We start from the raw sequence: 15701 nt of genomic DNA on the forward strand, positions 1-15701 counted from the left end.
AATAATAAAATAATTTAATAAGTTAAATTATTTCAAAAGCCAGCGACTTACTTGATTAATTAAGTAAGTCGCTGGCTTTTTTATTGTCTGTAATTTAGTGATTTTACTCTGCAGAATTTTGAGGAATAACTATTTTAAAACAGGCCCCTGATAATGTACCCTCAACAAGATTAATGCTGCCATGATGTTTATTAACGATGGATAAGACAATGGCAAGGCCAAGTCCGCAGCCGCCAGAATCTCTAGAACGACTAGCGTCTAAGCGAGTAAAAGGTTCAAATATCCTTGAAGATTTACCCGGTGGAATACCCATGCCGTCGTCTTCTACTATGATGGTAATACTGCCATTTGTATCATCTAGGGCAATCTTACAATGGCTATTGGCAAAACGTCCGGCATTTCTAAGCAGGTTTATTATAAATCGCTTGAGTAGCTTAGCATTCCCCTCAAGGTAGATAGCTTTATTCGTTGTTAGTTTGAATGCCACCTCAGGGTAAAAGTCTTCAACCTCTTCTATGGCAGCGATACAAGTGTCATGTAGGTTAACCGACTCTAGGTCAATAATTGCTTCACTATCTTTTAATTTGGCATAATAAAGCAGTTCTTTGACCAATTTATCAAGATCGTCCAGCGCAGTATGCATGCTATGTCTTAAGCGCTCATGTTCATTTTCAGGAGTATCTTCAAGCATTTCTAAGGCAAATTGAATTCTTGCCATAGGGCTTCTAAATTCGTGGGCTACGCCATGAAGCAGATCTCTTTGTAGAATTAACCTTTCTGAATTTTCTTGCTGAGCTTTAAGCATTACTCTATTGAGCTCTTTAATATTTTCATAAATGCTTTGCTTGTCGTTACGAACATTAAAAGGCAACTTTTGTAACATAGTAGAGACGTTGTTTTTATGTTTTTCTATAGTGGTTAAGTACCAATATATTATCGGTAAATTGATAATAAGGGCACAGAGCCAGCTAAACCAGTCTAGCAAGAAGGTCTGCCAGTTAGTGAAGGCGATTGGTCCTATTTCTGCAATATAATGTTCATCAAGGGGGTAATAAATCACTGCGCTATTAATATCTATAAGGCCAGATTGGGCTTGTTTTAACTGCAATAATTTAAAGTTTTCAGCAGAGAAATTTTCGGGCGTTCTATCAATGAGTAAACACTCAGTATCGAAGGTTTGTCCAAGTATAATGGCTTGTTTTTGCCATTGATTATGTGGAACATCGATGAAGGCTTGGTGCATTTGCTCTTTGACTTGTAATAAATAATTTTCATATTGCTTATAAACATAAGTTTCTAGAGAGTAATAAACATGGGTATTTAATAAACTGGCGATAGTAATATTAAATAGCAAAAGAGCTAGAACAAGTGTACTTGGTTTAGCATTGCTAATTTGCAAGTAAATAACCCTTATTACGAATAGTTTTAATAATTTTTGGTTCTTTGGGATCATCGCCCAACTTTTTTCTTAATCTTGAAATTCTAAGGTCAATAGAGCGGTCAAAACCATCATAATCTAATTTAAATATTTCTTTATGTAACTGATCTCTTGAGATAATACTGCCAGCATTCATTGCCAGTACCCAGAGTAAATCGAACTCAGCGCTGGATAAGGTAATTTCCTTTTCATTATAGCGAACTATACGTTTTCTAATATCAATGGTGAGAGCGCCATTGCTGACATGTTTTATATCTTGTGGAGTTAGGTTTTTAAGATGTGATTGTCTTCTTAACTGAGCCCTGATATGAGCCAATAAAACCCTAGGCTTTATTGGCTTACATAAGTAATCATCGGCGCCTACTTCTAGCCCAGTAACCTCGTCAATATCATCATCTAACGCAGTTAACATAATGATAGGATTAATAAAGTCAGGCTTTAATTGACGGCAAATAGTTAAGCCATCTACGCCTGGTAACATGAGATCCAAAACAATGAGGTCTGGTTGAATATGTGCGACCGTTGTTAGCGCATTGGCACCATTATGTTCCACACTTACCTGATAACCATTCATTGTTAAGTATTGGCTAATGAGTGAGGTCAGCTCAGCATCATCATCGATAATTAAAATGGTTTCACTGCTTTGAATGTCATTGTTCATAAGCTATTTCTTCTACTCTGCATTTTGGCAAATATCATAGATCTTACTATTATATTCTTTAGCAAACTGATACTTCACTCTGCGCTCTTGTTTATCACTTGGGCTTTTTATTACATCGCCGGTACCGTGTATGGGTTTTATACCACATTGTTTTTTAAGTGCAGCAAAGTTGTTTGTTTCAAAACCCGGTATGACAGGGTTTCTGCCAAGAGTGTACATTAATCTGTGGTCTTTATTCTCCTTAGCTATATTGATTGCTTGAGCAACATTAGTAGGTAATTCGACCTGTTGTTCCTGTGCACCCTTACTTATATCACTGCCGCAAGCCGCTAAGATTAGTACATTTAACCAAAGTAAATTTTTCATTTTTATATCCTTTTAAAAAGTCTATTTCTCAAAGCCAGCACAGTTAGTAATATTAGATAATACATACTACCACCAGAAGAGCTTGCTGTTGGTTCAATAGCCTTTTTAGCTGTGACGGTAATGGTTAATGCTGCTGTAGCTTGGTCACCGCTGCTATCTGCTATGGTATAAGTTAACTGTTCATTGCCAACAAAGCCTGTTGCTGGTGTATAGCTAAGTTTATTGTCAGTGATGGTGACGTTACCTGTACCTGTATAGTTAACACTCTTTAATTGTAAGCTCTGACCATCGGTACTGATGTCATTACTTAACACGTCGATTGTTGTTACTTTATCTTGCTCTAGCGTTATTTGGTCATCAACCGCTGTAGGTTTGCTATTTGTCGTGCTTTGACTATTAATCTGAAAATCTTGGTTATTGATAGCAAAGAAAATATTATTTTCACAAGTTAATTTTAATCGCGCTTTTTCGGTTGTTAACTCAGGTAAGATGACTTCTTCACTGCCATCATTTGCTGTTTTATTTGCTAATGTTTGGCTGAAGGTTAAACCAGAATCCACTGAAAGCAGTAAGTTAACTTGTGTACATGAAATAGGGGCTTGTTCGGTTGCCGCCGTATTCCAAGTGACTAACTGTTTTGTACCATGCCAATTACTCGGTTGGTTAATGGTGAAACCTTGCTGGTTAGTAATAACACTAATTTTTGTCGCGTCATCACTGACATTACCTTGGTTATCTCTAACAACTAGTCTGAAATTTAGCTCACGGGTAGTTGTTGGTAATGTCTCTCCATAAACGTTTTTATTGGCTAGAATGTCTGCCATGGCAGGAAGAGTACGGCTTGTATGTGATGTCGGAGATAGTGTTTTAAATAATGGTTTACTACCGTCATCTGTTTGATCTTCTGCTTTGCTACTTGTTGCGCCACCTAAGTCAAATTGTTCCCAGCTATGAGTTAAGGTGTCACCGTCTGCATCCGTTGCTGAGCCTGTTAACGTGAAAGGTGTACGAGCAGGAATGGTATAGTCACTTCCCGCATTGACTATTGGTGCGGTATTATTTAGCTGTGTTTTAATGCCACATGATGAGCTGATTTGTCGATTAAACTCACTAATTTGGTCAATTGAATGGATATGAAAATATGGATTTGAGCTGTTTTGTAAGTTTTGGTCAGCGCAAATTCCTGCATAGCCCATGATGGTAGAAGCACTACCTGGCTCATATGCACTGGTTGATACTCGGTTGCCTTCACAAGCCTCTTGGCTGCCATTAAAGGTATGTTCAGCACCAAACTGATGACCAATCTCGTGGGCAACATAATCAATATGAAAGGCATCCGCTGTTGGGCTGTCACTACCGGTAATACCCTCCGCTTTTCCAGCAGAGCAGACAACAGCAAAGCTTGCTAAACCACCGCCGCCGGTGCCAACCAAATGCCCTATATCATAATTACTTTCCCCTATTGCGCCATTAATAACTTGGCTAACGGTATCTATATCTTCATCGGTATTTTTAAAAGGGTCGGTAGACGAATTTAAGTAAATAATGGCGTCATTATTGGCCACTAGTTCAAATTGTATCGCCAAGTCTCTACTGTAAACATCATTTACTCTGTTGAGTAAGGTTACTATGGCCGCTAAAGATTTTTCCTTAGTACCACCATGGAAACTACTATATTCACCTGTCGCCGCCATCGCTATTTTATAAGTGATTAAGTCATTCGCTGTTTCTTTCATGGTTTTTCGAGCTATATTTTTTAGCGGGAAAGAAGGTAATGAATTCTTTCTCGGTGCTAATCGACGTCCTGGAGCATCTTTAGTTAATGGCTGAGCATCTTTTTTAAAATAACTTTGATATTGGTGATTATTCTCTCGACTAATGGGTTCTATGTAGACTTTTTCTTTTTCATAATTAAATACGCCATGGAAACCATGGGGGGTAATATCAAATCGGCCTGAATGTTCAGGATTATTAATTTGGTAGCCAGTAAAGGTTTTAATTGATGGGTACTTATCAGCTAATTCGCTACTCATTACCGTAGAAGAGGTAAGCTTAAACTGGACAAACTCTCCATTTGGCAAAGGTAAATCGATAAGGAAGGATTTGTTATCTCTGGTCAATTGCTCTAATTCAGCGATATTGATATCAAAAGTTTTTTTATCTGAGGCTTTGCCATTAATAAGCTTATTATTATGCTCAATGGTTAACTTGGTGGTCAGCCATTGCTCATTTGAGAAGAGTGCACTGTTTTGTGCGTTTGCATTAGTTACCATGCATAGCAGGCTGGCAAGCAGTATTGATGTTTTCATAAAAATCTCGAATTTATTACCCGTTAAAGATGAAGTTAATGTACCTTGCTTATCATAGCCTCGGCGTACCCATTTGTTTAACATTTGTATCAAGTTTGATACAAACAATACAAGCCTTAAAATTGAAGTGGCTACCTCCCTTGGGCTTTTCTAGTTGAGATAATGCTAGCGTAGGCCATGCAGGAAAAAGTATATAATTTAAAAAATGAACCGCTGGTGTTATGGGGACGGCTCTGATTGTTATCAATTCCGGAAAATTTTTACCACTGCGATACGTTTAAGATATTAATTTAAAAAGCCAGTTACTTAACTAAAGTAACTGACTTTTTTTAGGTTTATATTATTGTTTAGATTATTAAATTTTATCTTTAGTGGCATACAAGTTAAGGGGTATAGCTAAACAGGTAGCAAGAAATTCTTCTGCATATTGTTCCCCTTTACCTTGGTATTTCCAACCTAGTGATAACGCTATTTGCGCAGGTCTAAAGTTAGCATTATTAGTTTGCTCTTCAGTAAAGGGATACTTAATACCATTGCCTTTCATAAGCTGATTTTTAGTAAGAGGGTTGTCTTCTAGAGTAGACAAATTATCTGCCCTTTTCGCAAAGCTAACAAAAAAGGGTACTGATGCTTGGCAATAATCAAAGCGTTTCTTTTTAGCTGCTACTATGCTTTCTTCATCAGTCATTAAGCGCCGCTTTTGATCGGGCTCTGCTTCTGCCTTAAGCTTCTTTCTGATGACCTTATAAAATGTAGCGTAGGGATTATCCATCAAGGCTAACTTAGTGTGCATCTCTGGCCAAGTTTGCAAAGCTAACTGTTTATTAAATTCAGCGGTAACTTCAGGGCTCATTTCTGCCGTTATTTCAATAGCATTTGCCATGGAACTAAAACATGTCACTAAGCTCACTCCAGTGAAAGCTATAGTGCGAATATACTGCCAGTAAGTTTTTTTCTTTATTTGCATACTATTTTCTTCTTATTATTATGTTTGCCACCAATAGTGCATTATTGGGTTTAAAAGTACCCAAAGAACAAAAGCTTAATTTATTTTGGTTGATTATCATACTTGTTATTTACTCTGAATAAAAATGTTTTAATTTATTAGGTCTATGTCATTTTTTGATAGTTATCAGGCAGATGAAATTAAGTGTTGAGAATTGTGGGAAAGTTAATCGCAATGACTCCTTCTATGTACACGATTTATGCTCCTACAGTGTTAAATGAATTCATTGCCTTATCTGCGGGAACCTTTACCGGGGTAATGAATGGTTTTTTCTGGTGTAGGTGTTAACCTATTGTAAAAAATCAAAGGACTGACTAATGCAAATTCACCCTATCAGCATGATGTTAATGACATCGCTATTTATTACAAACTCTATCCAAGCGCAAGAAAATAGCACTACTACGATTAATGCCAATAATCTTTCTAAACACCTCTCGACTATAATTCTTCCTGAGCCAATAAAAAGAGTACAACCTAAATACCCAATTAATGCTGCTAGAAGCCGTCGAGAAGGATGGGCAAGGCTTAGTTTTGTTATCGATAAAGAGGGTAATGTCAGCGATGTTTTGGTGAACGAAACATCAGGCAGTATAGATTTTGCTAAAGAAGCGGTAAGAGCGGTAAAGAAATGGAAATATAAACCAGCCTATGAAAATGGTAAACCGATTCAGCAATGTGTCAACTCAGTGCAAATGGACTTTAAAATGAATAAAAATGGCACCACAGGAGCCACAAGGAAATTCATATCTAAATATAAAAAAGCACAAAAAGCATTAACTGCAAAGGACTATGACGAGGTAGAAATACAGATAGCCTTGATGAAAAAGAGCAAATATATGCATTTGTCTGAAAATAACTATATGCACTTATTAGCAGCGGATTATGCAAAAGCTAAAGGTGACAAGGAATTAAGGTTGTTTCATTTAAGGCGAGTACGAAGTATAAAAGGTGATAACAACGAAAAACAAAAATTGGCAACTCTTTATACAATGCTTTCTCTTGAACTTGAGTTGAATGAATTCCGAGCAGCACACGGGAGCTATAATAGACTTATTAAGCTGGAGGCAGCAAAACCATATTTGGCAAAATTGGCAGAAACTATGGCAAAGGTCGATGAGTTTATTGGGGGTGATCAACATTTAGTCAGGTCAGCCGATATTGTCGACCACGATTTTTGGAGTGCAGCTCTAGTTAGAAAGGAGTTTTCATTAACCGATGTCGAAGGATCGTTACATACTCTAGATGTTCGCTGTGCTAACAAACGACATGTTTATACCATAGGAAAAAATTCTACCTGGAAGCTACCAACAAGCTGGGAAAATTGTAGCATCTATGTTTTTGGTGAGCCCAATACTCAATTTAAGTTAATTGAGCATCCACTCAAAAGTTAGCTAACATACTTTAAATTCATAGCAAGGGTCTACCTTGATAGCAAAGCAGGTGAAATGGCTCATCACTTTAAGAGCCTTACTAGCTTCTAGATGAAAGCGCTATAAAGTCATTTTTTAGCAATAAAATAACAGTAAAACACTTGAACTAGCTTGAACTTGTCCATAGTATATTGATGCATTGTATACAATAGGTGTTTTTAATGAAAGCTAGTTTGTTATTTTTTATCTTTGGCGTCACTTTTTTTACCACAAGTGTGTTAGCTGAGCAGGCGCGAGAACCTTGGCAAGATCATCAAGTATTTGCCATCAATAAGCTAGATCCTCATGCTAGCTTTTTTCCTTTTAGTACAGTCAATGCGGCACTGGACGATAATAAAGAGCAAAGTGATAACTTCATTTTACTTAATGGCCAGTGGCCGTTTAATTGGCAACGCTCCCCTAGCAATAAACCGCAAGGCTTTGAACAGAAGGCTTTTGACGACTCTAGTTGGTCACAAATTCCTGTACCAGGAAACTGGGAAGTTGAAGGCTTCGGCTATCCAATCTATTTAGACGAACGTTTCCCTTTTAGCACCACATGGCCAGATGTACCAACCGATTATAATCCTATTGGCTCATACCGTAAAAAATTCACCTTACCTAAAAACTGGGCAAATAAGCAGGTTATTTTACATATAGGTGCAGCTAAATCATCGTTAGATGTGTGGTTAAATGGTGAGAAAGTTGGTTTTAGTCAAGGCTCAAAAACACCGGCAGAATTTGATTTAACGCCGTATCTTGACGGTGGTGAAAATTTATTAGCTTTGCAAATACGGCGTTGGAGCGATGCCAGCTATTTAGAAAGCCAAGATATGTTACGTATATCAGGCATAGAACGTGATGTTTACTTGTACGCCAGAGAGCAACAGCATATTGTCGATTTTCATGTCAAACCTGAGCTAAATGAAGACTTTAGCCAAGCAGAGTTTAGTGTCATTGTTGATGTGAACAATTTAGCTAAGCATAACAGCGGTAAGTTAACTGTAGCTTACCAATTACTTGATCCAAGCAACCATTTAAAGCCAATTATTGCCGCTGAAAAAACGATTAGTATTGATAGCGAGGATAAACAGCAAGTTAGCTTAACTGGCGCGTTTGTCCAGCCAAGGTTATGGAATGCGGAAACCCCTAATTTATATACTTTACTCATTACCTTAAGTGATGAAAATGGTCAGGTACTTACCGCAGTTAAAGATGATATTGGCTTTCGTCATATTGAAATTAAAAATAGTCAACTAACGGTTAATGGCAAGGCTATTTATATTCGTGGTGTTGATAGACATGAAACCTCACCAAAACATGGCCATGTGGTAACTAAAGCCTTAATGGAACAGGATATTAAATTGATGAAGCAATTTAATATCAATGCTGTACGCTCAAGTCATTATCCTAATGACCCGTATTGGTATGATTTAACTGATAAATACGGTTTGTATGTAATCGATGAAGCCAATATCGAATCACATCCCTTAGCCATTGATAAAAAGACTCAGTTGGGTAATGAAATGAGTTGGTTACCGGCTCATTTAGATCGCACTAAGCGGATGTTTGAACGTGATAAAAACCATCCATCCATTATTATCTGGTCTTTGGGTAATGAAGCCGGGGAAGGAAAAGTGTTTGAAGCAACGTATCAGTGGCTTAAAGAGCGCGATGATAGCCGTCCGGTGCAATATGAGCCCGCAGGTGAAGAACATTACACCGATATCTTTGCTCCTATGTATCCATCGATTGAGCGTTTAGAGAAATATGCTAAATCAAAGCCACATCGTCCAGCGATTATGATTGAATATGCCCATGCTATGGGTAATTCAGTGGGTAATTTACAAGAATATTGGGATGTCATTGAAAAATATGATGTCTTGCAAGGCGGCTTTATCTGGGATTGGGTTGACCAGTCCTTAGAATATACCAATAGTAATGGTGTTAAATACTGGGCTTACGGCAAAGACTTTCATCCTGATTTACCTAGCGATGGTAACTTTCTGAATAACGGCTTAGTGAATCCCAATCGTGAGCCGCATCCGCATTTATTTGAGGTGAAAAAAGTTTATCAGCCAGTTAAGTTTGCTGCTCAGGATTTAACGAAAGCGAGCTTTACCGTTACCAACAAGTTCGCCTTTAGTAATTTAAGCCAGTATGACTTACAGTGGTTGTTAACGACTGATGGCGACTTGGTTGCTCAAGGGCACCAATCTATGGCTGATATTGCTGCTGGTCAGGCAAAAGTTATCACGCTTGAAAATATACTGAGTCATTTACCTAAGCGTAGTGATAAAGAGTACTTTTTAACGCTTAAAATGCTGGTAAATAAGCCGCAGCCATTATTAGCACTAGGTCATGAAGTTGCCTTTGAGCAATTCAAAATGCCAGTGGCATATAAAGCCGCTGAGGTGGATGTTCCTTCAGGAAAGTCCTTACAGCAAGTTGAACAGCATGGTCAGTTAACATTCTCTAATGATAATATAACGGTTGCATTCAGTCAGCAGACCGGCTGGTTAAGTAAATTTAATTATCAAGGCAAGTCATTAATATCGCCATTGGTTAATCAACCGTTAATGGTTAATTTTTGGCGGGCACCCACCGATAATGATCTAGGTAATGGTCTACAAAAAAGAGCACAAGTATGGCAACAGGCTGCACATAGTTTGCAGTTAGTTGAGCTATCAAACAAGGTCGTGGACTCAAATATTGTCGTTAAAGCTGTTTATTCGAGTGACTTATTTGTGGGTAGCTACCAAGTAAATTATCAAATATCAGCCAATGGACGAGTGCATGTATCCAGTGAACTTAACCTGGCCAAAGGGCAAACGTTAGCGGATATACCGCGCATGGGTATGCAGTTGGTTATGCCGGGTGAGTATCAGTTTATTAGTTGGTTTGGCCGTGGGCCACACGAGAGCTACGCTGACAGAAAAACCTCAGCGACCATTGGTTTGTATCAGGCGCCAGTGACAGCGCAAATTCATCATTACGCTAGACCTCAAGAAAATGCCAATAAAACCGATGTGCGTTGGTTGGCAATGAAAAGCCCTACAGGCTCAGGTTTATTAGCCGTGGGTGACCAGCCATTAAGTGTAAGTGCTTGGCCTTATTTACAGCAAGATATCGACTTTATTGCTGGAAAAGATGGCAGTGCTTCCGCTTCAGGCTTAGTGCCAGTAACCAGTAAACATGGCGCAGAACTATTAATGCGTGATTTGGTGACAGTCAATATTGATCATAAACAAATGGGCGTGGGTGGTGATACTTCATGGGGGAGACTTGTGCATGAGGCTTACCGCATTCCAGCCAAAAGTTACCAGTATGGCTTTACTCTAGTACCTTTTATCGATGACAGTGATTTAGCGAATCTTGCCCGTAGCGTAGAGAAAAAATAATGCGGTAAGTAATTTCGGTGAGCGAAGAAAGTCGGCTATTTCCCTGTTAATTTTAATATATTTTCAGCTACTGACAGTTTTTGTCAGTAGCCTTGTTTGATAATAGTTAGTGAGAAAACATACTAACTATATAAAATAAGGAAGATATTATGCAGGTATTAGAATTAGTAACCTTTAAAAGTAAAGCCGGTGTTAGTCGACAAAAAATGCTTGAGCTAAATAAATTGGTCATGGGGCAGGTGCGGGAATTCTCTGGTTTTTTGTATCGCTCTGTTTGTTATCAAAAAGACAGTGATACCTGGTTTGATGTGGTTTATTGGCAAGATGAAGCAGCGGCTAAATCCGCGCAAGAAAAGTTTATGCAGTCAAAAGTATGCCAGCAGTTAATGGCTATTATTGATATTGAGTCGACTAAGATGCAACACGCTGATATTCTGCTGTCATCTCAATGTACGGAAACGGAAAGCTGTGGCTAAAGCGGATCGATTACTTAAAATAATTACCTTACTCAAAGGGCGGCGTACTGTGATAACAGCGCGCCAACTTGCCGAGGTGTTAGAGACGTCAGAGCGCACCATCTATCGCGATATCCAAGTGTTACTTGATACTGGCTTCCCAGTTGAAGGTGAAGCAGGCGTTGGCTATCGATTACAACCAGGTTTTGAAATTCCGCCGATAATGTTTACCGCCGAGCAATTACTTGCTGTGCAGCTTGGCTTGAAAATGGTGCAAGGCTGGAGTGATAAAGAGTTAGCAATATCAGCAGAAGAGGCAAGAGTAAAGATTGAAGCGGTTATTCCCGATCGATTAAAAGAAACTAATCAGCAAAACTGTTTATTAGTCTCTAAACATTACCTCAATACTGAAGCTGCGCAACATTCGTTGTCAATACGCAGAGCTATTCAGCAGCAATATTACCTCACTATGGCATATAAAAAAGCCGATGGTGAACATTCAAAGAGAGTGCTAATGCCACTTGGTTTAGTTTATTGGGGGCAGAAATGGACCTTGATTGCTTGGTGCCTACTTCGCCATGATTATCGAGAGTTTCGTTTAGATCGCATACAAGCACTAGTGGTAGAGTCTGAAAAATTCAGTACAGATGAAAGTATTAACCTAACTAGTTATCTCAAACTGTTGCGTGAGCTTTATGGCGAGCAATGTTGAGACATTAACACTATAAATTTTTTTGTGCTTAACTAACTATTGAGCTGACTTTATTTTTAGTTGTTACATGCAAAAATATGCAAATTTATTTATCATTCCCGTTATTTTTTCTCTTACTATAAGTGCAAACAATTCAATAGCAGTAAGTGGCCAAGATAACTCAAATCGAAGCAAGGTAACCCTTACTATTGCTGCTGATAATTGGTGTCCATTTAATTGCCAGCCTAATTCAACTAATCCAGGTTATATGATTGAAATTGCTCAGCAAGTGTTTACTGAGCACAATATCAATATTAACTATCAAGTAATCCCTTGGTCTCGAGCTTTGCGCCTCTGTCGTGCAGGAATCATTTCGGCAGTAGTCGGCGGTTATAAATCTGATGCACAAGATTTTATTTATCCAGAAAATGAGCAAGGCTTGATTGGCTTTAGTTTCTTCACTTTAGGTAAAAGTAACTGGCGCTATCAGCAGATAAACTCTTTGAATAATAAACTTTTAGCGGTGGCAGATGGCTATGCTTATACCGATAGTTTGGATAGTTATATAAAAGTACACCAAGCAGATGTGAGTCGTATTTATACTGCTTTTGGCAATCAACCATTAACTGAAAATATAGCACTATTGGAGCAGGGGTTAATAGATGTACTGGTCGAAACCGAAGCGGTATTTTGGTATAGCAGTAAGCAATCAAACCAGCAGGAAAAATTTAATATGGTTGGTATACTTGCTCCAGCTAAACCGGTTTATATAGCATTTTCTCCCGCAATTGAAGCATCACAACAGTATGCCGATATTTTGTCTGAGGGCATTGTTCGGTTACGGAACAGTGGTGAATTATCACTTATATTAGCTAAGTATGGTTTAGTTGACTGGCAATAAAGTCATGACTTTCAGTTTCGAGTTAATATCTAATATTAGTGCGTTATTGGATATTGAGCAGGTAAGATCACTACTACTATTTAAAGTACTAAGAGCGTTTAAGTCATAAGCCACATATAGCACGCCAAAAATACTAATAACGCTCCTAATATTTTTCCAAATATCTGGCCATGTGAATATAGCTTTTCAATGGCAACTATAAGCGTTAAGGCAATGATCCACGGCAAACTCATTACCCCAAAAATCAAGAGTAATGTCATTAACAGCCAGCAACAGCCAAGACAGTACTGACCGTGACTGAAGCCCATTTTAATAGCACCAGCTATGCCTTCTTGCCAAGAGGAAGTTAAAAAGCCCAGTGGTGAACGACAATAATTTAAGCAGCGCTGTTTAATAGGTAACCACTGATACACCCCAGAAATTAACAGAATTAAACAAGTAAACTCAAGCTGAGCGCTGTTCATCATAGGTGTTAATAAGGCTAAATGATGAAACCACCATTGCAGCAGGGTAATCGCTAAGCTATAACCAAACCAAGCGAGTAAGTAGCCAATAATAAAATAAAAGCTTGCCGCGTATGGAGCATTGCGTGCCTTACGCTGATCATTAATCTTGTCAATTAAGTGAAATATTGGCAAGGCAGAAGGTAACATCATACCTGCCATCATGATTGACCACATACTAAACAACACAACTATATCTAGGTAACTCCACTGAGTAACCGGAGCCATATTCATAGTCATCAAAAAAAACATGTAATACCAAGCGGCTACGATAATGATTGCAACCGCGTGCAGTGACCAGTGTTTCTTTAATTGAATCATGTTAATTTTTTGATAAGTCATCTTCATTGCTGTGCTAAGTGTTAGCCCAGTTCACTTCAGCTTTGGCAGCAAACTGACCAACATGGTCAAACGACAACATATTATGTTTTATTGACATGGTTTTACTGGTGCCTATGATGCCATCATTCCAAAAGAAGCCGCCATCAGGGTAGGTGATATGGACATTTTGATCTTCACCATTCATCGGATTAATCAAGGGTGTTTGTTCTACTGCAAGTACATCTGCAATGCTAAAGCTAGAGTGTTTATCATCAGTATTCATAGTAATAGCGGCTACTATGGGTCCTTCCATCTCAGAGAATGTACCTGCTAACGCTTCAAAGGGCATACCGCCAAACTGACCGGAAAAGATACCACCAATAGCGGCTACTTGCTCAGAAGAGGCGGCAGAGTCGATAAATAACAATGCCTTACCATCACCTTCATGAATGGCTTTAGGCCAAGCGGCAGCAAAAACTACTTTTATGCCGGTGAGATCTAAACTGTCTAACTGACCACTTTTAATATAAAAGCCAAGTAGTGCCTCACAACTGCCGGACTCACTATCTGGAAAACCGGAGAACTGACAACCACAGCCATGACTACAATTACAGCATTCAATTTGATGCATAGCTAGTGACCAAGCGTTTTCATTTGATTTTTCATCGGACATGATAACCACCGTACAAAAGTAAAAAACAAGTTATTAGTATAGGTTGTTTTTTATCCATGAAATCCGGATTACGGTAATTGAGGCTGAAGAATAATGAAAAAGGTCAGCTAAGTTGCAGAGAAGAAATTGCCGTACAGTTCGCTATACTTAATAGATGTCTAACATATTTATTTGGTGTAGTTATGTTGCACTTATAACTCATTGATAAAGAGGTAAGTTATGAAAAAGCTACTTGTTATATTAATGGCAACTTATTTACTTTCAACATCTGCGCTTGCAGAGCATGCTTGGTCGTCTTATCACTGGGCAAGAACCACGGCTTCTTTTGATTTAATTCTTATTAATAGCACTACGGCTGATTGGCATGAGTATGTCGGACAAGCCGTTATTGATTGGTCAGCAAGTTCCAAAGTCAACTTAGCTAAAGAGGGAGATGGTACAAGCAATAAAAAAATACGCCGTCAGTGTAAAGCGCCAGCTGGCAAAGTGCGTATCTGTAATTTAGCCTATGGTCAAACAGGTTGGCTTGGCATTGCCGGAATATCTCTTGATGCTGAAGGACACATCACTCGTGGCTATACTAAACTTAATGATACTTATTTTTCTTGGAATTATTATAACAGTGCCGATTGGAAGCAAAGTGTTACCTGTCAAGAGTTAGGGCATAACTTGGGCTTAGGTCACCAAGATGAAGATTTTGACCAAGCTTCCTCTACCTCATGTATGGAATATCAGGATCCGCCTTTCTTGGACCCAGACTCCCATGACTTTGAGCAGTTAGCGGCTATATATGATGACGTTGATAGTTATAATTCATATTCAGGTGGCACTAGTACAGGTAGTAACTCAACTGATGGTAATTCATGTAATTCACCCAAAGGTAAGGGCTGTAATAAATCGGAGAAACCATCGAACAATAGTGAAATAGGTTGGGGGATGTCACTAGGACGTAGGGGGAATAAAGAAGTGTTTATTCGAATTGATCGTCATGGTATCAGACACTTAACGTATGTTACTTGGGCAAAATAGCACTAGCTTACAAGGTTATTTTTAAGTATTGTCGTGGCTTTTTTTTTGTTAAGCTTATAAGTTCAAGGTAATGACAAAAGTTATAAGGAAAATAACGATGAAAAGGCTAACAACTAAGCTCGCATATAAATATATACTTCCCCCATTATGTGCATTATTTTTAGGCGCTTGTGCTGGACCAAGTACAGTCGTGCTAGGCCAAGCGAAATCTGAGTGGGACTTTGATCACCATCTGCAATTTAAGAAAACTAAATTTGATGACAACCATTACAAGCTAGAAGTCATAGCTAATAATAAAGTCAGTTTTGAACGACTATCTGCCTTTTTATTACGCCGAAGTTACTTAATTTGTGGTACTTATGGCTACAAGTTGGAATTAATTAAGGGCGTTGAAAGCTTTGATTTTCCGCGGGCGTCACCTAATTTAATCATGCCAAACCTAACCGCAAAATTAGAGTGTGCAATAAGCAAATAAATAGCAGATGAAAAAATGGGGGCTACTTATACAAGTAGCCCCCATTATTTATTTAGCTATTAA

At 38.5% G+C, this 15701-nt stretch carries 14 protein-coding genes; 7 read left to right on the forward strand and 7 right to left on the reverse strand.

Annotated elements, in window-relative coordinates:
• Nucleotides 1-103: 103 nt before the first annotated feature.
• From HRT55_RS04460 to HRT55_RS04480, 5 genes are all read right to left on the reverse strand, one after another.
• Nucleotides 104-1399 (reverse strand): ATP-binding protein, encoded by a 1296-nt coding sequence (locus HRT55_RS04460; RefSeq protein ID WP_291619217.1) that lies wholly within the window; start codon nt 1397-1399, stop codon nt 104-106.
• Nucleotides 1389-2099, reverse strand: a complete 711-nt coding sequence (locus tag HRT55_RS04465; protein ID WP_291619219.1) for a response regulator — start codon at nt 2097-2099, stop codon at nt 1389-1391. The genes HRT55_RS04460 and HRT55_RS04465 overlap by 11 nt, the downstream gene beginning before the upstream one ends.
• A 12-nt stretch (nt 2100-2111) precedes the next feature.
• The gene (locus tag HRT55_RS04470) at nt 2112-2465 is read right to left on the reverse strand and encodes a hypothetical protein (RefSeq protein WP_291619221.1); all 354 of its coding nucleotides are present in this window, start codon (nt 2463-2465) and stop codon (nt 2112-2114) included.
• A 2-nt stretch (nt 2466-2467) separates the two neighbouring features.
• Entirely contained in the window at nt 2468-4774 is a 2307-nt protein-coding gene (locus HRT55_RS04475) for a reprolysin-like metallopeptidase (RefSeq protein WP_291619223.1), read from the reverse strand.
• Nucleotides 4775-5129: 355 nt separating this feature from the next.
• Complete coding sequence (locus tag HRT55_RS04480) at nt 5130-5741, reverse strand: hypothetical protein (RefSeq protein WP_291619226.1); 612 nt, start codon at nt 5739-5741, stop codon at nt 5130-5132.
• A gap of 356 nt (nt 5742-6097) precedes the next feature.
• Between HRT55_RS04480 and HRT55_RS04485 the strand changes: the two genes are divergently transcribed.
• The 5 genes from HRT55_RS04485 to HRT55_RS04505 all read left to right on the forward strand — a co-directional run bounded on the left by HRT55_RS04485 (nt 6098) and on the right by HRT55_RS04505 (nt 12637).
• Nucleotides 6098-7171: an energy transducer TonB gene (locus HRT55_RS04485; protein WP_291619227.1), complete on the forward strand. Its 1074-nt coding sequence runs from the start codon at nt 6098-6100 to the stop codon at nt 7169-7171.
• A gap of 200 nt (nt 7172-7371) precedes the next feature.
• Nucleotides 7372-10590: a glycoside hydrolase family 2 TIM barrel-domain containing protein gene (locus HRT55_RS04490; protein WP_287206574.1), complete on the forward strand. Its 3219-nt coding sequence runs from the start codon at nt 7372-7374 to the stop codon at nt 10588-10590.
• Nucleotides 10591-10739: 149 nt separating this feature from the next.
• On the forward strand, nt 10740-11066 hold the full coding sequence (locus HRT55_RS04495; protein WP_291619231.1) for a hypothetical protein: 327 nt from the start codon (nt 10740-10742) through the stop codon (nt 11064-11066).
• On the forward strand, nt 11059-11757 hold the full coding sequence (locus tag HRT55_RS04500; RefSeq protein WP_291619232.1) for a YafY family protein: 699 nt from the start codon (nt 11059-11061) through the stop codon (nt 11755-11757). The genes HRT55_RS04495 and HRT55_RS04500 overlap by 8 nt, the downstream gene beginning before the upstream one ends.
• A 67-nt stretch (nt 11758-11824) precedes the next feature.
• A complete protein-coding gene (locus tag HRT55_RS04505; RefSeq protein ID WP_291619233.1) occupies nt 11825-12637 on the forward strand; it encodes an ABC transporter substrate-binding protein in 813 nt (270 codons plus the stop codon).
• A 98-nt stretch (nt 12638-12735) separates the two neighbouring features.
• Here HRT55_RS04505 and HRT55_RS04510 read toward each other — a convergent pair whose 3' ends face one another.
• Nucleotides 12736-13482 carry a DUF2182 domain-containing protein gene (locus HRT55_RS04510; protein WP_291619234.1) on the reverse strand — a complete coding sequence of 249 codons (747 nt, stop codon included), beginning with the start codon at nt 13480-13482 and terminating at the stop codon, nt 12736-12738.
• A 13-nt stretch (nt 13483-13495) separates the two neighbouring features.
• The gene (locus HRT55_RS04515) at nt 13496-14134 is read right to left on the reverse strand and encodes a DUF1326 domain-containing protein (RefSeq protein WP_291619236.1); all 639 of its coding nucleotides are present in this window, start codon (nt 14132-14134) and stop codon (nt 13496-13498) included.
• 219 nt (nt 14135-14353) lie between these two features.
• Here HRT55_RS04515 and HRT55_RS04520 point away from each other — a divergent pair, with 219 nt between their 5' ends.
• Nucleotides 14354-15163 (forward strand): hypothetical protein, encoded by an 810-nt coding sequence (locus HRT55_RS04520; RefSeq protein ID WP_291619238.1) that lies wholly within the window; start codon nt 14354-14356, stop codon nt 15161-15163.
• Nucleotides 15164-15260: 97 nt separating this feature from the next.
• Nucleotides 15261-15638: a hypothetical protein gene (locus tag HRT55_RS04525; protein ID WP_291619240.1), complete on the forward strand. Its 378-nt coding sequence runs from the start codon at nt 15261-15263 to the stop codon at nt 15636-15638.
• Nucleotides 15639-15701 lie beyond the last annotated feature (63 nt).

This window comes from Colwellia sp., assembly GCF_013214175.1.
Classification (GTDB): Bacteria; Pseudomonadota; Gammaproteobacteria; order Enterobacterales; family Alteromonadaceae; genus Colwellia.